Below are 19,238 nucleotides of genomic sequence, written 5' to 3'. Positions count from 1 at the left end.
CCGGCCCTTCAGCCGGCCAGAACCAGCCAGCCCGCCTGCGCGGCCGCCAGGCGCACCTGCACGCCGGGCTGGGGCAATGCCACCCCCGGTTCGTTGAAGCGGTCCAGCACCACCTCGCGACCCGCCACCCGCGCCCGCAGCCGCTGGACGGAGCCAAGGAATTCGACGCCGGCGATCTCGGCCGGGATGCCCTCGGGCGCGATGCGCAGGCTTTCCGGCCGCGCCGCGAGCGTGATGCGCCCGGGGGACAGCGGGCGGTCCAGCGCGATCTCGGCCCCCTCGACGCGGACAAGGCCGCGGGCGGCGTCCAGCACCTCGGCCTCGAACCGGTTCAGCGTGCCGACAAATCCGGCGACGAAATCGGTGGCGGGCTGGTTGTAGATCTGCGCGGGGGTGCCGGTCTGGTCGGCGACGCCCTTGTGCATGACCACGATGCGGTCGGAAATCGACAGCGCCTCCTCCTGGTCATGGGTGACGAAGATGGTGGTGATGCCCAGCTGCTGCTGGATCTCGCGGATCTGGTTGCGCAGAGAGACGCGGATCTTGGCGTCCAGCGCCGACAGCGGCTCGTCCAGCAGCAGCACGCGCGGCCGCGGCGCCAGCGCCCGGGCCAGCGCCACCCGCTGCTGCTGGCCGCCCGACAGCTGCCAGGGATAGCGCCCGCCCAGGTCCGGCAGGCCGATCAGCGCCAGCATCTCGGCCACGCGGCCGGCACGCTCGGCCCGCGCGATGCCGGCGACCTTCAGGCCGAAGCCGACATTCTCGGCCACGGTCAGGTTCGGGAACAGCGCATAGGACTGGAACACCATGCCGATGCGGCGCTGATTCGGCCGCGACCGGGTCACGTCCTGGCCGTCGATGGTGATGCGGCCCGCCGTCGGCGTCTCGAACCCCGCGACCATGCGCAGCACCGTGGTCTTGCCGCAGCCGGACGGCCCCAGGAAGGACACGAACTCGCCCTTTTCCACCGACAGGTCGAAGTCGTGGACGACGCGGGTCGGGCCGAAGGATTTCTGCAGGTGGTCGAGGGTCAGGAAGCTCATGTCGGTTGAATCCGTGTGCCGAACAGGCGGGAGATCAGCTGCATCACCCCCATGCAGCCCCAGGTGACGGCGAAGGCGATCACCGCCAGCGCCGCCGGCTCATAGGCGCGGTTGGCGCCCAGCAGCTGCATGTAGGGCCCGAAGGCCGGCCGGTTCAGCAGCGCCGCCATGGTGAATTCGCCGATGACGATGGCGAAGGACAGGAAGGCGCCCGACATCACCGCGCCCAGCACGTTGGGCAGGATCAGCCGGCCGATGATCCGCACCCAGCCGGCGCCCAGCGATTGCGCGGCCTCGGTCAGGCTGCGCACGTCCAGCGTGGAAAGCCCGGTGTCGACGGCGCGATACATATAGGGCAACGCCAGCGTGGCATAGCCGCAGAGCAAGAGCAGGTTGGTGCCGGATGCGGTGCCGGTCAGCGGCAGGATCGAGCTGGTGTTGTAAAGCCGGATATAGCCGAAGACCACGACGATGGCGGGAATGACCAGCGGCAGCAGGGTGATGAACTCGATCACCGGGCGCAGCCGCGGCAGGCGCAGCCGCACCCAATAGGCGGTCGGCACCACGATCAGCACCCCTAGCACGATGGTCAGCAGCGCCATGACCACCGAATAGCTGAAGGTCTGCCGGAAGGCCGCGTCCGACAGCACCGAGCGATAGGCGTCCAGCGAATATTCCCCGCGCCGCATCCGCAGCGAGAACTCGATGGTGCCGATCAGCGGCAGCAGGAAATACAGCCCGCCGACGATCAGCGCCGCCCAGGACCAGACCCGCCTCATCGCATCCACCTCTCGGCCCGGGTGCGCATGACGACATAGGCGAGGTTCGCCAGGCCGGTCACGACGATCATGCCGAAGGCCATGGCATAGCCCAGATGCGGGTCCTGCAGCACGTCGCCGCGGATCTGCGCGAACAGCATGATCGGCACGATGGACAGCGACGAGCCGGTCAGCGCATAGGCCGTCGCCACCGCCCCGAAGCTGTTGGCGAACAGCAGCGCGAAGGTGCCCAAGAGCGACGGGAACAGGATCGGCAGCGCCACCATGCGCCAGTATTGTCCCGTGCTGGCGCCCAGCACCTCTGCCGCCTCGCGCCATTCGCGCTTCAACCCCTCCAGCGCCGGGGTGATGATCAGGATCATCAGCGGGATCTGGAAGAACAGATAGGTCAGCGTCAGGCCCCAGAACGACAGCAGGTTGAAGCCCATGGCATAGATGTTGATGCCGAACCATTGCCGCAGCAGCATCGTGACCAGCCCCACCCGCCCCAGCGTGGCGATGAAGGCAAAGGCCAGCGGCACCCCGGCGAAGTTCGAGGCGACGCCGGAGAATGTCATCAGCGGCGCCTTGATCCAGCGCGGCACGCCGCCCATGACCACCGCCGCCGCCATGGCAAAGCCGATCAGGCAGCCCAAAAGCGCCGAGGCCAGCGAGATCTTGATCGAGATGGCAAAGCTCGACACGATCCGCGGCGAGGCCAGCCCGGCCAGGTTGGCCAGCGTGAACTCGCCCTGCGGATTCTGGAAGGCGCCGATGACGATGTTCATCGTCGGCAGCACCAGAAACAGCAGCGCAAAGGCGAAAAAGGGCAGGACGCCCAGCCAGTTCCAGCCGATCTGTCTCATTCCGCCTCGCCCGTTCCGGGGGGCCCCGCCAGCCGGGCGGGGCCGCCGCGCCTTATTCCTGGACCGCCGCGCCGACGGCGCTGTCCCAGCCCTCGGTCACGACCTTCTTGTTGGCCTCCTGCTGCTCCAGCGTGGGGAAGATCGCCTTTTCATAGGCTTCCGCCGGCGGCAGCGCGTCCAGCAGTTCCTGCGGCACCTTGCCATTGGCCACCAGGTCGTTGAAGCGGATCGGGTGGCAATAGCCCTTGAGCCAGCCCAGCTGGCCCTCGTCCGAATACAGGTATTCCATCCACAGCTTGGCCGCGTTCGGATGCGGCGCATAGGCCGAGATCGCCTGGACGTAGACGCCGGCGACCACGCCGTCCTCGGGGATGATGACCTCGACCGGCGGGTTGCCGTTCAGGCTGTCGCGCCAGGACAGCAGGTTGTAGTCCCAGGCGGTGACGATGGGCGTCGCGCCTTGCGCGATGGTCGCCGACTTGCCGATGACGGGCACGAAATTGCCGGCCTTGTGCACCTCGGCCATCAGTTCCATGCCCTTCTGGCCGGATGCCTCGCCCGGCTCGCCGCCATTGGCGATGCCTGCCGCCATGACCGAGATGATCGCCTGGGCCGAGGCGCGCGGATCGCCCGCCAGCGCGAAGGCATTGGCATATTCCGGCTTGGTCAGGTCCTTCCAGCTTTTCGGCGCCGCGTCGATCAGGTCGGTGTTCACGCCAAAGGCCATCACGCCGTAATAATCGCCATACCAATAGCCATCGGCGTCCTTGGCATCCTCCGGGATCGTGTCCCAGGTCGCGACCTTGTAGGGCTGGATCAGCCCCTCGGCCTTGGCCTGCGGGCCGAAGGACAGGCCCACGTCGATCACGTCGGGCGCCTGCGGGCCCTTGTTGTCCTTGTTGGCGCGGATCGCCTCGAGCTCGTCGGCCGAACCCGCATCCGGGTTCAGCTCGTTGACCCGGATCTCGGGGTATTTCGCCTTGAAGCCCTCGATCACCCCGCCATAGTTGCACCAGTCATGCGGCAGGGCGATGGTGGTCAGCATGCCCTCGGCCTTCGCGGCCTCTTCCAGCGCCGCCAGATCCTGCGCCGAAGCGGCGCCCGAACTCGCCAGCAGGGCCAGGGCGGCAAGCCCCGCCGCGGTCGATTGAATGGTCATTGGTCAACTCCGTTACAGAACACGCCCCATCGGCGGCTGGCTGCCACCTAGCGGCCCCCCGTGACAGTCTTGCGACACGAGCCCCCTGTTGGCAAAGGTTTTTTCCCAAGCTGACCCTAGGGCAGCCCAGGGTTCCGGGGCGCCGGCGGGCCGCGGTCACGGCACCAGGACCAGCCCGACCTTCATGGGCTTGCCACCGACGCGGTACTCGGCCTCGATCCGGTGGCCCGGCTGCGCCGAATGCAGCCTGCCCAGCGAGCCCAGCGAGATCACCGAGCCGGGCTTCAGCTCATAGCCGCCCTGCTCGACCAGCCACAGCACCACGTCCAGCGGATGGCCCATCAGCATCTCGCCCGAACCGGTGCCGATGCTCTTGCCATCCAGCTTCAGGTTCACCGTCAGCGCCGCCAGATCGGCAATCGGATCGCGCAATTCGGAAATCGGGATGCCCCGCCCCAGCACGCCGCGCCAGGGCGTGACACCATAGGCCACCATCAGGGGTCCGGTCGGCACCACGTCCTTTTGCAGCGCCAGATCGGGCAATTCGATGAAGGGCCGCACATCCTTGAGCGCGGCCGCCACCTCTTCGCGCGTCCGGGCCTGCATGATGGCCGAGCTGCCCACGGTCACGACCAGATCGGCCTCGAAGAACGGGTCGCGGCCGCCCTTGAGGCTGAGCCGCGCCCCGTCCGGCAGCAGCATCGGCGCGAACAGCGCCCCGGCCACCGGCTCGGACACGCCGAACCGCTCTTGCACTGGCTTCGAGGTAAAGCCGACCTTCACCCCGACCGGAGCGCCCAGTTCCGCCTCCAGCACGCTGCGGAAACTGGCATAGGCGCAGGCCCCCTCCTCGACGGTGCGCACCAGCGGGTCGGGCAGGCGCTGGCCGGCGATCCAGCCGCGCGCGGCGTTCTGCATCAACGAGACATCCGGGCAGGCTGCTACGGCCACGCCCGCGAACGGCAGCATGATTGCGCCCAGAATCAACGATTTCATCGCCATGCCTCACAAATGCATTTCCGGCAGACGATGCCGCAACGCAAGGCGACTGTCACCGGGATTCTTGCGTTCCTGCGGCAACTTGCCCGCATCCTGTTTGCATCGGCCCGCGCATCCCCTAGAAGAACGGGATCGCAGGCGACAAGGCTGGACATGAGCGACCAACCCACTCCGATGATGGCGCAGTATCTCGCGATCCGCGAGGCCAATCCCGGCGCGCTGCTGTTCTATCGCATGGGCGATTTCTACGAGATGTTCTTCGAGGACGCGGTGGCCGCCGCCGCCGCGCTCGACATCGCGCTGACCAGGCGCGGCACCCATCTGGGCGAGCCGATCCCGATGTGCGGCGTGCCGGTCCATGCGGCCGAGTCCTACCTGCTGACGCTGATCCGCAAGGGCTTCCGCGTCGCCATCGCCGAGCAGATGGAGGACCCGGCCGAGGCCAGGAAGCGCGGCAGCAAATCCGTGGTCGCCCGCGACGTGGTGCGGCTCGTCACCCCCGGCACGCTGACCGAGGAATCGCTGCTGGAGGCGCGGCGGCACAATTTCCTGGCCAGCTTCGCCAGCGTGCGCGAGGAGTCGGCGCTGGCCTGGGTGGACATCTCGACCGGCGCCTTCCGCGTCATGCCCTGCCCGCCGGCGCGGCTGGCCCCCGAACTCGCCCGCCACGCGCCCCGCGAACTGCTGGCTGCCGAGGGCTCGAAACTCGATGAGATCGCCGCCGAGGCGGGCGCCGCGCTGACCGAACTGCCCGGCGGCAGCTTCGACAGCAGCGCGGCGACGCGCCGGCTTTGCGCGCTGTTTTCGGTCGAGACGCTGGACGGCTTCGGCAGCTTCTCGCGCGCCGAACTCGCCGCCATGGGCGCCATCGCCGATTACCTGGAGCTGACGCAAAAGGGCCGGATGCCGCTGATCCGCCCCCCGGTGCGCGAGGCGCTTGGCGGCGCCATGCAGATCGACGCCGCCACCCGCCGCAACCTGGAACTGACGCAGGCGCTGTCCGGCGGGCGCGAAGGCTCGCTGCTGGCCGCCGTCGACCGCACGGTGACGGCGGGCGGCGCGCGGCTGCTGGAACGCCGCATCAGCGCCCCCTCGCGCGACCTGGCCGAAATCCATGCCCGGCAGGCCGCCGTCGCGCATCTGGTGGACGACCCGCGCCTGACCGCCGATCTGCGCGAGGCGCTGTCGCGCGCCCCTGACATGGACCGCGCGCTGTCGCGGCTGGCGCTGGAGCGGGGCGGGCCGCGCGACCTGGCCGCGATCCGCGCCGGGCTGACGCAAGGCGCGGCCATCGCCGCCATGCTGGGTGACGACGAGATCGCCGTGCTGGCCGAGGCGGCGCGCGACCTGACCGGTCATGACGCGCTGATCGACCTGCTGGACGAGGCGCTGGTGGCCGAGCCACCCTTGCTCGCGCGCGACGGCGGCTTCGTCGCGCCGGGCTATGACGAGGACCTGGACGAGACCCGCCGGCTGCGCGACGAGGGCCGCGGCGTCATCGCCCGCATGCAGGCCGATTACATCGCCGAGACCGGCGTGCAGAGCCTGAAGATCAAGCATAACAACGTCTTGGGATATTTTATTGAGACGACTTCGACCCATGCGGAGCGGATGCTGGCCTCGCCGCTGAACGAGCGTTTCATCCACCGCCAGACCACGGCGAACCAGATCCGCTTCACCACGGTCGAACTTTCGGAACTGGAAACCCGCATCCTCAACGCCCGCGACCGGGCGCTGGAGATCGAGCGCGAGATCTTTGCCCGCCTGTCCCGCGCCGTGCTGGACCGTGCCGGCCCCATCGGCCAGGCGGCCCGCGCGCTGGCCGAGATCGACCTGACCGCCGCCTTCGCCGACCTTGCCTCGGGCGAGGGCTGGGTGCGCCCCGAGGTCGATGCCAGCCGCGCCTTCGTGATCGAGGGCGGCCGGCACCCGGTGGTGGAGCGTGCGCTCAAGCGCAAGGGCGAGGCTTTCGTCGCCAACGATTGCGCGCTGACCGAGGGCGAGACCCCGGCGATCTGGCTGCTGACCGGCCCGAACATGGCCGGCAAATCGACCTTCCTGCGCCAGAAAGCGCTGATCGCCATCCTGGCGCAGGCGGGCGGCTTCGTGCCCGCGCGCCGCGCCCATATCGGCATTGTCAGCCAGCTGTTCAGCCGCGTCGGCGCGGCGGACGACCTGGCGCGCGGCCGGTCCACCTTCATGGTCGAGATGGTCGAGACGGCGGCGATCCTGAACCAGGCCGACGACCACGCGCTGGTGATCCTGGACGAGATCGGCCGCGGCACCGCGACCTGGGACGGGCTTTCCATCGCCTGGGCGGTGATGGAGCATCTGCACGGCAAGAACCGCTGCCGGGCGCTGTTCGCCACGCATTACCACGAGATGACCTCGCTTTCCGCCCGCCTGCCCGGCGTCGAGAACGCCACCGTCGCCGTGCGCGAATGGGAGGGCGAGGTGATCTTCCTGCACGAGGTTCGCAAAGGCGCCGCCGACCGCTCCTATGGCGTGCAGGTGGCGCGGCTGGCAGGGCTGCCGCCCTCGGTGGTGGAGCGCGCCCGCGACATCCTGCATCAGCTGGAAAGCGGCGAGCGGCAGGGCACCGGCAAGCCCGCGGCGCTGCTTGACGACCTGCCGCTGTTCCGGGCCGCCCCGGCGCCCGCGCCCGCTAGCAAGGCGAAGCCCTCGGCAGTCGAGGACCGCCTGCGCGGCCTGAACCCCGACGCGATCAGCGCCCGCGAGGCGCTGGACCTGGTCTATGAGCTGCGCGGGATGCTGGATGGCGGGCCGTCGTGACGGTGGGCGGCGCTAGATCGTCACCTTGACGAAACTGTCGCGCAGCGCCGCGGACCAGGCGGCGGACATGGCCATGAAGGCCGGGTCGCCCTCGAGGATGCGGCGCTTGTGGCTGACCCGGCAGTCGTCCTTGCGGATCACCGCCAGGTCCAGCGGCATCCCCACCGACAGGTTCGAGCGCAGCGTCGAATCCATCGACAGCAGCACCGCCTTTTGCGCATCGGCCAGCGAGGTGTCGGGCCGCACCACCCGGTCGAGGATCGGCTTGCCGTATTTGTGCTCGCCGATTTGCAGGAAGGGCGTGTCCTCGGTCGCCTCGATGAAATTGCCCTCGGGATAGATCAGGAACAGCCGCATCTCGCCGCCGGCGCGCTGGCCGCCGACGATCATGCTGGCGCTGGCCTGCTGGTTCAGGTCGCGGCACTGGTCCACGATCTCGCGCCGGGTGCGGTTCAGCGTATGGCCGATGATCGTCGCCACCTGAAGCATGGTCGAGGCCTGCATGATCGAACTGGTCTCATCGGCCTCGGGCAGGTCGATGGCCTCTTGCAGGCGCGCGATGGTGGTCTGCGTGACCGACAGGCTGCCGGCGGTCATGACGGCGATCACCCGCTCGCCCGGCTGTTCGAAGAAGAACATCTTGCGATAGGTCGAGATATTGTCCAGCCCGGCATTGGTCCGGGTGTCCGAGAGCAGGACCAGCCCCTCGTTGAGCTTCAAGCCGACGCAATAGGTCATGTCCGTTTCCTGGCACCAAATCCCCCGAGGGATACGACCGCCCGGCGCCCGGCGCAACCGCGGCTATTGCTCCATCTCCTCGACCTGCACCCGGACGTCCAGGCTTTCGGCGCCCATGCCGAAGGTGGTGCCGCGCACCGGCGCCGCGTCATCCGCATCCAGCCCCGAGCCCAGCCGGACATAGCGGTCGTCCGGGCAGCAGGCATTGGCCGCGTCGAAGCCGACCCAGCCCAGGGTGCCGACATGGATCTCGGCCCAGGCATGGGCGGCGTCATGCGGCTCGCCCCCGGCGTTGGAATGCAGATAGCCCGAGACATAGCGCGCCGGCAGGCCGCGTTCGCGGGCGCAGGCGATCAGCGCATGGGCATGGTCCTGGCAGACCCCCTGCCCCAGCGCCAGCGCCTCGGCGGCGGTGGTATGTGCCTCGGTCACGCCCGGCTCATAGGCGATGGCCCTTGCGACGGCCGCGGCCAGCCGGTGGGCCAGGTCCAGCCCGTCCTCGCCCTGCTCGGAATGGGCCAGGTCGCGCAGCGCCGCGTCGATCCGGGTCGCTGGGGTCGGGCGCAGATAGACCAGCGGATGCACGGTCTCGCGGTGACCGCGCAGCACGCCGGCGGTGTCGCGGGTCTCGACCTGGCCGGCGATCGAGACCACGACCTCCTGCACCGGGCCGCGCACGGTCCAGCCCTCGATCCAGTCGCCGGCGCCGTCGCGAAAACCCGCGCCGCGCTGGCCGCCCGAGACCGAGATGGTCCAGCCCGAGACCCGCTGCCCTTCATGGACCGAGGGCGTCAGCCGCAGGCTCTGGACCAGCCCCTGCGCCGGCGGGTCGTAGAAATAGCTGGTCTCATGGGTGATCTTCAGCCGCATCGTCCGCCCCCTACGTCCGTCCGCTCAGGTAATCGTCATGCACGGCGTTCGAGATGCTGGCCACCTCGTTGATGAACCAGGACAGGAATTCGTGCAGCCCCTCGTCGAAGATCGCCTCGATGTCGCGGGCCATCAGCTGCTCCAGCGTCTGATGCGCCCGGGCCGAGGCGCTGGCCGGCACATCGGCACCATAGCGGCGCACCAGGCCGTCAAGATGCCAGACCGCCTCGTAAAGCGAGGTCAGCAGCGAGCGCGGGCTCTCGCCGTTCAGGATCAGGAAATCCGCGACCTTGCTGGCCGTCACCTCGCCGCCATAAGCCCAGTGGAACGCCCGATGCGCCGAAAGCGCCCGCAGGATCACCTGCCACTGGTAATTGTCGAGGCCCGAGCCCACGAACTCGACCCGCGGCAGCAGCACGAAATATTTCACGTCCAGCAGCCGGGCGGTGGCGTCGGCGCGTTCCAGCGAATAGCCCAGGTTGACGAAATGCCAGCCGTCGTTGCGCAATTGCGTGGCGTTGATCGCGCCGCGCACGGTCGAGCCGTGCCGGGTGGTGAAATCGGTCAGCATGGCGGTGTCGAGCCGCGCGCGCGACTGGCGCTCCAGCGCCCGCAGCTCCTGATAGGCCATGTTCAGCGCGTCCCAGACCTGGCTGGTCAGCGCCGTGCGCACGATCCGCCCGCCCTCGCGCGCGCGCTCGATGCAGGAGGCGACCGAGGACGGGTTGGCATGGTCGAAGAACAGCCAGCTCTCGATATTCTCCTGGGTGATCCCGTCGCCGTAGCGTTCGGCAAAGGCGGCCTGCGCCCCCGAGGCGCGCAGCAGCGATTCCCATTCGTTGCGATAGCCCTCGGCGGTGTTCGGCAGCAGGGTGATGCGCGCGCCCACGTCCAGCAGGCGGGCTGCGATTTCGGCGCGCTCCAGATGGCGGCCCATCCAGAACAGGTTGGCGGCGGTGCGGCTGAGCATGGCTGGCCCCTTTCCTATTCCGACAGGACCCAGGTGTCCTTGACGCCCCCGCCCTGCGACGAGTTCACCACCAGCGAGCCCTCGCGCAGCGCCACGCGGGTCAGCCCGCCCGGCACCAGCTCGACCCGGTCGCCGCAAAGGCAGAAGGGCCGCAGATCGACATGGCGCGGCGCCACCCCCTCGTCGACAAAGGTCGGGCTGGTGGACAGCGCCAGCGTCGGCTGGGCGATGTAATTGCCGGGATCGGCCTTGATGCGCTCGGCAAAGGCGTCGATCTCGGCCTGGCTGGCGCAGGGGCCGATCAGCATGCCGTAGCCGCCCGAGCCATGCACCTCCTTGACCACCAGATCCTTCAGGTTGGCCATGACATAGCGGTAATCCTCGTCCTTCCACAGCGTCCAGGTCTGGACGTTGCGCAGGATCGGTTCCTCGCCCAGGTAGAAGCGGACCATCTCGGGCACGAAGGTATAGACCGCCTTGTCATCGGCCACGCCCGCGCCTGGCGCCGAGGCGATGCTGACCCCGCCTGAGCGATAGACATCCATCAGCCCCGGCACGCCCAGCATGGAATCGCGGCGAAAGCACAGCGGATCGAGGAACTGGTCGTCGATGCGGCGATAGATCACGTCCACCCGCTTCGGCCCCTGCGTGGTGCGCATATAGACGAAACCGCCATCGACGAACAGGTCGCTGCCCTCGACCAGCTCCACGCCCATCAGGTTCGCCAGGAAGCTGTGCTCGTAATAGGCGCTGTTGTAATGGCCGGGGGTCAGGATCACCACGGTCGGCGTGCCTTCGCATCTCGCCGGCGCGACCGAGGCAAGCGTGCGGCGCAGCAGTTCGGGATATTGATCCACCGGCTCGATGCGGTTGTTGCGAAACAGCGCCGGGAACATGCGCATCATGATCTCGCGGTTCTCCAGCATGTAGCTGACGCCCGAGGGGGTGCGGCAATTGTCCTCGAGCACGTAGAACTCGTCCCGGCCGGTGCGCACGATGTCGATGCCGACGATATGCGAGAACACGCCGCGCGGCGGCACGAAGCCGACCACCGCCTTTTCATAGGCCGCGTTCTGATAGACCAGCCGCGCCGGGATGCGGCCGGCACGCACGATCTCGCCCCGGCCATAGACGTCGCGCAGAAAGGCGTTCAGCGCCCGCGCCCGCTGCTTGATGCCCCTTTCCAGCCGCCGCCACTCGGCTTGCAGGAACACCCGCGGCATCATGTCGAAGGGGATCAGCCGGTCCGGATCGCCGCCCTCGCCATAGACCGCGAAGGTGATGCCGATGCGGCGGAACAGCGCCTCGGCCTCGGCCTGCTTCATCTGGCGGATCTCGGCGGGCATGGTCTCGATCCAGTCCGAGAGCATGGCATAGGGTTCGCGCACCCGGCCGCCATCGACCATTTCGTTGTAACAGATCGTCATCGCTGCCACCCTTCCCTCTGCCGACGATCTTCGCATCTGGGCGGGCGCTGTCCACAGTCGGGCCGCCTGCGGCCAGGGCGAAATCAGAATTTGACGAGGGCCGGGCCTTTTCTGCCGGAATAATAGGCAAAAAACCGAGGCCAGCCGAGGCAAAGCCAGAAAACGCATGAAAGGCCCGCAGCGCCCTGCCGGTTTCGCAGGCAGCGCCTTGGAGGAGGGGTCGGTGCGCGCTGCGACGCTGGAAAATGGGCAACGCCGTTCCGGGCCGGCAGATGGCCGGCGCCGGCGCGTGTCGCATGTTGCCGCAATGACGGGGCGCAGGCGGCTGCGCAGCCGCATGGGGCCGTCTTTCGGAACCGCTGAAACCATGAAAATCCGCCGCATTCTTCGGCCCGCCATCAGCGAAATCCGCGCGGCGCTTACCACTCGGTAACGATTCCCGGGCTAGAAGGGGATCGGACCACAGCGAAACAGCGGAACCGAGAATGCAACTGACATTGCTGCCCCAGCCGGACGGGCTGACGATCCGCGTCGATGAAAAACGCCTCGACGCCGCCATTGCCACCGCCTTCAAGGACCGTGTGCGCAGCATGATTGCCGGCGGCGGCGCGCAGGTGACGCTGGATCTGGGCGGGGTCGAGTTCATGGACAGCTCGGGTCTTGGCGCGGTGATCGCCATCTACAAGGCCATGCCCGCCGGGCGTCGGCTGACGCTGACGGGGCTGACCCCGAATGTCGAGCGGGTGTTCCAGCTGACCCGGATGGACACCGTGCTGACCATCCGCAAGACCGCCGAGACCACCGAGACCCGACAGAAGAAGCCCGAAAGATGAGCGTCTCGTCCCAACAGGCCGAAAGGCGGCTGCGCCAGCCCCCGCCCGGACGCCAGCCGATGTTTCACCGCATCTTCCGCGCCGATCCGGCAACCGTGCGCGCGGCGCTGCTGTTCTTGCGCGAAAGGTTCGACGGCAGCGCCGGGGACGAGGTGATCGCCAAGCTGGAACTCGCGCTGGCCGAGGTGCTGAACAATATTTGCGAACACGGCACCCGGAACGAGGCAGAGCGCCTGGCCGGCCGGCCCCATGCACCGCTGATCCATCTTTGCGTCGCGCGCCATGTCGGCGGCATCGCCTGTGCGGTGACCGATGACGGCAGGCCGCTGCCGCTCTCCTGCCTCGATGCGCGGGACCTGCCCTGGACCGGTCCACCGCCCCGGGATGCCGAGGCGATCCTGCTGCTGCCCGAGGGCGGTTTCGGTTGGTTCCTGATCCAGGAGCTGACCGCCTCGCTCAGCTATTTCCGCGAGGGGCGGCGGAACTTCCTGGCCTTCATCGTTCCGGTGACCGAGCCGCTGCTGCAAGCCGGCCCGCCACCCGGCGACACCTGAAGCCTAGCCGGATCAGTTCAGCCCGATCTGCAAGGGATAGCGGCCATCCTGGAACTCGCCGAACATCTCCATCACCTCGGGATGCTCCAGCGGCTCGCCCGAATGGTCCGGCACCAGGTTCTGCTCGGACACATAGGCGACGTAATAGGTCGCCTCGGTTTCGGCATAGAGGTGATAAAAGGGCTGGTTGCGGGAGGGGCGCGATTCCTCGGGAATGGATTCATACCATTCCTCGGTATTGGCGAATTCCGGGTCCACGTCGAAGACCACACCGCGGAACGGATGTTCGCGATGACGCACCACCTGGCCCAGATTGTATTTCGCGCTCTTGGACGGAATCCGCATCTCATCGTTCCTGTTTGGCCGGCTCTTACAGCTCCCGGCCGCCGCTGTCCACCTGTCGGCTGCAAGCCGCCCGCCTGGCAGGGGGGCACCCGGACAGCAGCCGCAATCCTCCGAGATCCGCCGGGTGCGGCGGAGCAGCCTTGGGCCGGACCCGTGCCCAGGGCCGGGTGATCCCCGAGACCGGGCAGGCCCGCTTCGCCCCTGCGCCGGGCCCCGGCAGACCCTATCGGGCCAATATCCCTGGGCTTCAGAACCGGACAGGTTCATCGCCAGCCCGATCCACCGGATGCGGGACCGCACAGCTAGCCGGTCTTCAGCCGGCTTTCGATCAGCAGATCGGCCTCGTCCAGGATCGGATGCGCAACCGAGACGATATGCGCGTTCACCCGCTTCAGGTCGCGCAGGATGTCGAGGTGCAGCGACGAGGTCTGCTGGCTGTCCGCCCGCCCCTCGCGCAGGCGCATCAGGTGGCGCTGCGCCGACAGGCGCTCCAGCCTGCGGATCTCGACCTTCTCCTCCATCAGCTGGCGCGCCAGGTCGCGGTCGCGGGTCATGAAGACGGTCTGGGCAAGCTGCAAATTCTCGATGGTCATCAGGAACAGCCCGTCCAGCTCGCGATAGCCCTCCTCGGAAAAGCGCAGCGACAGCGCCGCCTTCTTGCGGATCTCGGGGCCAAGCCCCTTGTCGATGATGTCGCCGACATGTTCCAGGTTGATGACGTAATCCAGGATGGTGATGGCCTGGCGCCGCTCATCCTCGCCGGCCTCGCGGCCCAGCCGGGACAGGAAGCTCTTGACCTCCTGCTGCATGCGGTCCACCCGCTCCTCCAGCACCGAAACCTCGGCCAGGGGCGCATCGTCGCCGCGGGCAAAGGCGGTGCGGGCCTGTTGCAGCATCCGCTCGACCACGTCGCCGATGGCCAGCGCCGCGCGGCTGGCGCGGGCCAGCGCCACGGCCGGCGTGTCCAGCGCATGGCCGTCGAGCAGCTGTGCCTCGATCGGCGGCGGCAGCTCCTCCTCGCGCAGGACCAGGGCGGTCAGGCGGGTGACCAGCCCCGAGAAGGGCCAGATCGCCGCCGCCAGAACCAGGTTGAAGGCCAGATGCGCCTCGACCGCGAGCCCGGTTTCCGGCAAGGGCACGGCGGTCAGCACCTGCGCCGCCTGCCCGGCCAAGGGCAGCGCGACAAGGCAACCGATGCCGCGCACGATCAGGTTGCCCAGCGCGACCCGGCGGGCGGCGATGCCCTGCCCGGCCGTGGCCAGCACCGGCGGAATCGCCCCGCCCAGATTGGCGCCCAGCACCAGCACCACCGTCAGGGCCGGCTCCATGCCCAGCGACAACACCAGCATCACCACCGCCAGCGAGGACGAGCAGATCACCGCCAGCCCCGCCGCGATGGCCAGCGCCACCGGCCAGGCATTGCCCAGCATGGCCAGAAAGGCCGCCATGGCCGCGGATTCGCGCAAGGGTTCGGTCGCATGGCCCAGCAGGCCCAGCGACAGCAGCATCAGCGCGATGCCGATCAGCGCCAGCCCGCCGCCCGACCAGCCCCGGCGATCCTGGCGGCGCAGCACATAGCCGGCCAGCAGCAGCACCGGCACCAGCGCCTCGATCCCCGAGGCGACGATCCAGGCGGTCAGTGCCGTGCCCAGGTTGGCGCCCAGCAGCACGATCTGCGCCATGCGTGGCCGAATCATGCCCCGATCCACGAAAGAGGCCGTCATCAGCGCCGTCGCGGTCGAGCTTTGTAGCCCCAGTGTCGCCACCAGCCCGGAAATGAAGGCCCGCAGCCCGGTGCGCGTGCCGCGTCCCAGCACCATCTTGAGCCTGACCCCGAAGGCGCGCACCATCCCGTCGCGGACCAGCCCAAGCCCGAAAAGCAGCAGCGCCACGGCACCAGCCAGCTGGAAGATGACGGAAAGGGACTGCACGGCGCCTCACCTCCTGACGCGCCACGACAGGCGCATACCCTTGATATTTGGCCCCTCATGCCCAGGGGTCAATGGATGCGGGGGTTTTGAGACATTTCCCGCCGGTGCGATGGCAAGCCTGCCACATGGCAAGGCTCAGGGCGCCGGTATCGGCTCGCGCCCGGCCTCGCTCAGCAGATGCAGCCCGGTTTCGTCGAAGACCACCACGCTCAGCGGTCCGCCATAGGCGGCGCCGGTATCGATGGCCAGCCGGTTGCCGAAATGCGTCACCCGCTCGACCGGGCTGTGGCCATGCACCACCAGCAGGCCGTGATCGCCGGCATCGTCCAGGAAGCCCTTGCGGATCCAGACCAGGTCATGCTCGGTCTGCCGGGCCAGATCGATGCCGGGGCGGATGCCGGCATGGACGAACAGCGCCTGCGGGGCCAGATGCCACAGCGGCAGCGCGTCCAGCCAGTGCAGATGCGCCTCGGGCACGGCGCGCGACACCTCGGCCAGGGTGCGGGCGTGGTCGCGGATCTCGACCCCATAGGAGCCCAGGGTCTCGGCCGCGCCCAGCGAGGGATGGTCCAGCCAGTGCCGCCCCGAGGCCAGCCCGGGGTCGATCCAGCCCGGCTCCCGGACAAAGCGCGGCAGGAACCGGTCGTGATTGCCCTTGAGCACGATCCAGGGCCGGCCCTCGGCCTGGCCGCGCAGCAGGTAATCGACCACGCCACGCGAATCCGGGCCGCGGTCCAGCAGGTCGCCGACATGGACCAGCGTACCACCGCCGCTATGCGCCGCATCGTCGCGCGCGATCAGCTCATGCGCCGCCCGCAGCAGTTCCAGATGGCCGTGGATGTCGCCGATGGCATAGGTCCGCATGCCGCCTCCGCAAATGAAAACCCCCGGAACCTAGTCCGGGGGTCCGCAAGGTTCAAACCTCGAATTGCAGCGGCCGCACTTGCAGGAACTTGCCGGTGGCGCGCAGCGCCTCCAGCGCCTCGGGCTTCAGCGGCTCGTCAAGATAGAGGATAGCGATGGCGTCATCGCCGGTCTTGGTGCGGCCCAGGGTGAAATTGGCGATGTTCACGCCCAGATCGCCCAGCGTCATGCCCAGCGCCCCGATGACGCCCGGCACGTCCCTGTTGCGGGTATAGAGCATGTGCTCGCCGATCTCGGCATCGACATTGATGCCGCGGATCTGGATGAAGCGCGGCTTGCCGTCGCTGAACACGGTGCCGGCGATGGACCGCTCGCGGGTGTCGGTCACCACGGTGGCCTTGATATAGCCGTCGAAAACGCCCGACTTGCCCTGCGTCGTGGTCGCCACCTGAACGCCGCGCTCGGCCGCCATGACCGGCGCCGAGACCATGTTCACGTCCGGGTTGGTTGCCTGCATCACGCCCGCGATCACCGCGGCGTTCAGCGCCTTGAGGTTCATCTCGGAGGCGACGCCGTCGTAAAGCACGTTGATCGCCTTGATCGGCTCGTCGGTCATCTGGCCGATGAAGGCGCCCAGATGGCCGGCCAGCTTCAGCCAGGGCCCCATGACGGCGGCCTCCTCGGCCGTGACCGAGGGCATGTTCAGCGCGTTCTGCACCGCGCCGGTCAGCAGGTAATCCGACATCTGCTCGGCGACTTGCAGGGCCACGTTCTCCTGCGCCTCGGTGGTCGAGGCGCCCAGATGCGGCGTCACCACCACATTGGACAGGCCGAACAGCGGGCTCTCGGTCGCGGGCTCGGTGGCGAAGACGTCGAGCGCCGCGCCGGCGACATGGCCCGATTTCAGCAGCTCGGCCAGCGCCTCCTCGTCGATCAGCCCGCCGCGGGCGGCGTTGACGATGCGCACGCCCCTCTTGGTCTTCCCAAGGTTCTCGCGCGACAGGATGTTGCGGGTCTTGTCGGTCAGCGGCACATGCAGGGTGATGAAATCGGCCTTGGCCAGCAGCTCGTCCAGCTCGACCTTCTTCACGCCCAGTTCCTTGGCCCGCTCCTCGGACAGGAAGGGGTCATAGGCCAGAACCTTCATCTTCAGCCCCAGCGCCCGGTCGATGACGATGGAACCGATGTTCCCCGCCCCGATCACACCCAGGATCTTGTTGAAGACCTCGACCCCCATGAAGCGGTTCTTCTCCCACTTGCCCTCATGGGTCGAGACGCTGGCCTCGGGCAATTGCCGGGCCACGGCGAACATCAGCGCGATGGCATGCTCGGCGGTGGTGACCGAGTTGCCGAAAGGCGTGTTCATCACGATCACGCCCTTCTTCGAGGCCGCCGGAATGTCCACGTTGTCGACCCCGATCCCGGCGCGGCCGATCACCTTCAGCCGGCCGGCGCTCTCCAGCAGCTTCGCCGTCACCTTGGTGGCCGAGCGGATGGCCAGGCCGTCATACTGGCCGATGATCTCGGCGAGCTTCTCCTTGTCCTTGCCGACATCCGGCAGGTAGTCCACATCGACGCCGCGGTCGCGAAAGATCTGGACGGCGGTTTCCGAAAGCTTGTCCGAAACAAGAACCTTGGGCATTTCTCTATCCTCTGGATATGCGGGGGCCGGCAGCGCGCCGCAGGCGCTGCAACTCGGCTTCTTTCGTGTCCAAATATCCCGGGGTCCGGGGCAGAGCCCCGGCCCGGCAGATCGGTCAGGCGACTTCCGCCTGCGCCTCGATCTCGGCCTCGAAGGCATATTCGATCCAGGGCATCAGCGCCGCGACATCCGCGGTCTCGACGGTCGAGCCGCACCAGATGCGCAGGCCGGGGGGCGCGTCGCGATAGGCGCCGGCATCCAGCGCCACGCCTTCCTTCTCCAGCCGCTTGGCCACGGCCTTGGCAAAGGCGGCACCGTCCTTGATGCGCGGATCGGTGAATTTCAGGCACACGCTCGTCGTCGAGGCGGTGGCCGGATCCTCGGCCAGGTCGGCGATCCAGTCCTTGCCGGCGATGAAGTCGCGCACGGCCTTGGCATTCGCCTCGGCGCGGGCGACCAGCGCCTTGCGGCCGCCCAGCGACTGCGCCCATTTCAGCGCCACCAGGTAATCCTCGACGCAAAGCATCGAGGGCGTGTTGATGGTCTCGCCCTTGAAGATGCCCTCGATCAGCTTGCCGCCCTTGGTCATGCGAAAGATCTTCGGCAGCGGCCAGGCCGGGGTATGGCTCTCCAGCCGCTCGACGGCGCGCGGGCTCAGGATCAGCACGCCATGCGCGCCCTCGCCGCCCAGCACCTTCTGCCAGCTGAAGGTCACCACATCCAGCTTATCGAAAGGCAGATCCATCGCGAAGGCGGCCGAGGTGGCGTCGCAGATGGTCAGCCCGGCGCGGTCCGCGGGGATCGCATCGCCGTTCGGCACCCGCACGCCCGAGGTGGTGCCGTTCCAGGTAAAGACGACGTCATGGTCGAAATCGACCTCGGCAAAATCGACGATCTTGCCATAATCGGCCTTGCGGACCACCGCGTCCAGCTTCAGCTGCTTGACCACGTCGGTGACCCAGCCCTCGCCGAAGCTCTCCCAGGCCAGCATCTCGACCTTGCGCGCGCCCAGCAGCGACCACAGCGCCATCTCGACGGCGCCGGTATCCGAGGCGGGCACGATGCCGATGCGGTAATCCGCCGGCACGCCCAGCACCGCGCGGGTCAGGTCGATGGCCTCGGCCAGCTTGGCCTTGCCCACGGCGGCACGATGCGAACGGCCCAGCGGCGCGTCGGCAAGCATGTCCAGCGAGAAATGGGGGATCTTGGCGCAGGGGCCCGAGGAAAAGCGCGGATTGGCCGGCCGCGCGGCCGGAGCAGTCTTGCCCATGATGTTAGCCTTCCAGCTATAAGCGCCGCGTTGGGGCGGCGTGTCCCGCTGACCGCCTTAGCGCCGCCGAAAGATTCTCGCAAGAAAAAATTGCAAGCCATGTTTGCGACAGATTCGCGGCATGAATCCGACCGATTGATCCCCCGCACCGCTTTGGCTAGTGCTGCCGGAAACAA

17 protein-coding genes are annotated in these 19,238 nt (G+C 68.1%); 3 read left to right on the top strand and 14 right to left on the bottom strand.

The window, feature by feature from the left end; genetic code table 11:
- Positions 1 to 8: 8 nt before the first annotated feature.
- From AQY21_RS09395 to AQY21_RS09375, 5 genes are all read right to left on the bottom strand, one after another.
- Entirely contained in the window at positions 9 to 1,043 is a 1,035-nt protein-coding gene (locus AQY21_RS09395) for an ABC transporter ATP-binding protein (RefSeq protein WP_058097412.1), read from the bottom strand.
- Complete coding sequence (locus AQY21_RS09390) at positions 1,040 to 1,822, bottom strand: ABC transporter permease (protein ID WP_058097411.1); 783 nt, start codon at positions 1,820 to 1,822, stop codon at positions 1,040 to 1,042. The genes AQY21_RS09395 and AQY21_RS09390 overlap by 4 nt, the downstream gene beginning before the upstream one ends.
- A complete protein-coding gene (locus tag AQY21_RS09385) occupies positions 1,819 to 2,667 on the bottom strand; it encodes an ABC transporter permease subunit (protein WP_058097410.1) in 849 nt (282 codons plus the stop codon). The genes AQY21_RS09390 and AQY21_RS09385 overlap by 4 nt, the downstream gene beginning before the upstream one ends.
- Before the next feature lie 52 nt (positions 2,668 to 2,719).
- Positions 2,720 to 3,826 carry an ABC transporter substrate-binding protein gene (locus tag AQY21_RS09380; RefSeq protein WP_058097409.1) on the bottom strand — a complete coding sequence of 369 codons (1,107 nt, stop codon included), beginning with the start codon at positions 3,824 to 3,826 and terminating at the stop codon, positions 2,720 to 2,722.
- Between the two features lie 156 nt (positions 3,827 to 3,982).
- Positions 3,983 to 4,822: a 2-keto-4-pentenoate hydratase gene (locus AQY21_RS09375; RefSeq protein WP_058097438.1), complete on the bottom strand. Its 840-nt coding sequence runs from the start codon at positions 4,820 to 4,822 to the stop codon at positions 3,983 to 3,985.
- Positions 4,823 to 4,978: 156 nt separating this feature from the next.
- On the opposite strand from AQY21_RS09375, the gene mutS reads away from it, so the two are divergent.
- Positions 4,979 to 7,618 (top strand): DNA mismatch repair protein MutS, encoded by a 2,640-nt coding sequence (mutS, locus tag AQY21_RS09370; RefSeq protein WP_058097408.1) that lies wholly within the window; start codon positions 4,979 to 4,981, stop codon positions 7,616 to 7,618.
- Between the two features lie 12 nt (positions 7,619 to 7,630).
- Here mutS and AQY21_RS09365 read toward each other — a convergent pair whose 3' ends face one another.
- From AQY21_RS09365 to AQY21_RS09350, 4 genes are all read right to left on the bottom strand, one after another.
- On the bottom strand, positions 7,631 to 8,356 hold the full coding sequence (locus AQY21_RS09365; RefSeq protein WP_058097407.1) for a proteasome-type protease: 726 nt from the start codon (positions 8,354 to 8,356) through the stop codon (positions 7,631 to 7,633).
- Positions 8,357 to 8,419: 63 nt separating this feature from the next.
- Positions 8,420 to 9,226 carry a transglutaminase family protein gene (locus AQY21_RS09360; protein ID WP_058097406.1) on the bottom strand — a complete coding sequence of 269 codons (807 nt, stop codon included), beginning with the start codon at positions 9,224 to 9,226 and terminating at the stop codon, positions 8,420 to 8,422.
- A 10-nt stretch (positions 9,227 to 9,236) separates the two neighbouring features.
- A complete protein-coding gene (locus tag AQY21_RS09355) occupies positions 9,237 to 10,196 on the bottom strand; it encodes an alpha-E domain-containing protein (RefSeq protein ID WP_058097405.1) in 960 nt (319 codons plus the stop codon).
- 14 nt (positions 10,197 to 10,210) lie between these two features.
- On the bottom strand, positions 10,211 to 11,623 hold the full coding sequence (locus tag AQY21_RS09350) for a circularly permuted type 2 ATP-grasp protein (RefSeq protein WP_058097404.1): 1,413 nt from the start codon (positions 11,621 to 11,623) through the stop codon (positions 10,211 to 10,213).
- Between the two features lie 485 nt (positions 11,624 to 12,108).
- Here AQY21_RS09350 and AQY21_RS09340 point away from each other — a divergent pair, with 485 nt between their 5' ends.
- A complete protein-coding gene (locus tag AQY21_RS09340; protein ID WP_058097402.1) occupies positions 12,109 to 12,456 on the top strand; it encodes an STAS domain-containing protein in 348 nt (115 codons plus the stop codon).
- Positions 12,453 to 13,010, top strand: coding sequence for an ATP-binding protein (locus tag AQY21_RS09335; RefSeq protein WP_058097401.1), 558 nt, complete (start codon positions 12,453 to 12,455; stop codon positions 13,008 to 13,010). The genes AQY21_RS09340 and AQY21_RS09335 overlap by 4 nt, the downstream gene beginning before the upstream one ends.
- Before the next feature lie 12 nt (positions 13,011 to 13,022).
- Here AQY21_RS09335 and hspQ read toward each other — a convergent pair whose 3' ends face one another.
- The 5 genes from hspQ to AQY21_RS09310 all read right to left on the bottom strand — a co-directional run bounded on the left by hspQ (position 13,023) and on the right by AQY21_RS09310 (position 19,062).
- Positions 13,023 to 13,355 (bottom strand): heat shock protein HspQ, encoded by a 333-nt coding sequence (hspQ, locus tag AQY21_RS09330; protein ID WP_058097400.1) that lies wholly within the window; start codon positions 13,353 to 13,355, stop codon positions 13,023 to 13,025.
- A gap of 302 nt (positions 13,356 to 13,657) precedes the next feature.
- Complete coding sequence (locus tag AQY21_RS09325) at positions 13,658 to 15,286, bottom strand: Na/Pi cotransporter family protein (RefSeq protein ID WP_058097399.1); 1,629 nt, start codon at positions 15,284 to 15,286, stop codon at positions 13,658 to 13,660.
- Between the two features lie 135 nt (positions 15,287 to 15,421).
- Positions 15,422 to 16,150 (bottom strand): metallophosphoesterase, encoded by a 729-nt coding sequence (locus tag AQY21_RS09320; RefSeq protein WP_058097398.1) that lies wholly within the window; start codon positions 16,148 to 16,150, stop codon positions 15,422 to 15,424.
- Positions 16,151 to 16,202: 52 nt separating this feature from the next.
- Entirely contained in the window at positions 16,203 to 17,792 is a 1,590-nt protein-coding gene (gene serA / locus AQY21_RS09315) for a phosphoglycerate dehydrogenase (protein WP_058097397.1), read from the bottom strand.
- Positions 17,793 to 17,907: 115 nt separating this feature from the next.
- Positions 17,908 to 19,062: a phosphoserine transaminase gene (locus AQY21_RS09310; RefSeq protein WP_058097396.1), complete on the bottom strand. Its 1,155-nt coding sequence runs from the start codon at positions 19,060 to 19,062 to the stop codon at positions 17,908 to 17,910.
- Positions 19,063 to 19,238: the final 176 nt, after the last annotated feature.

The organism is Paracoccus sp. MKU1, from assembly GCF_001447385.1.
Lineage (GTDB): Bacteria > Pseudomonadota > Alphaproteobacteria > Rhodobacterales > Rhodobacteraceae > Paracoccus.
This window is presented reverse-complemented; position numbering and strand designations above follow the sequence as displayed.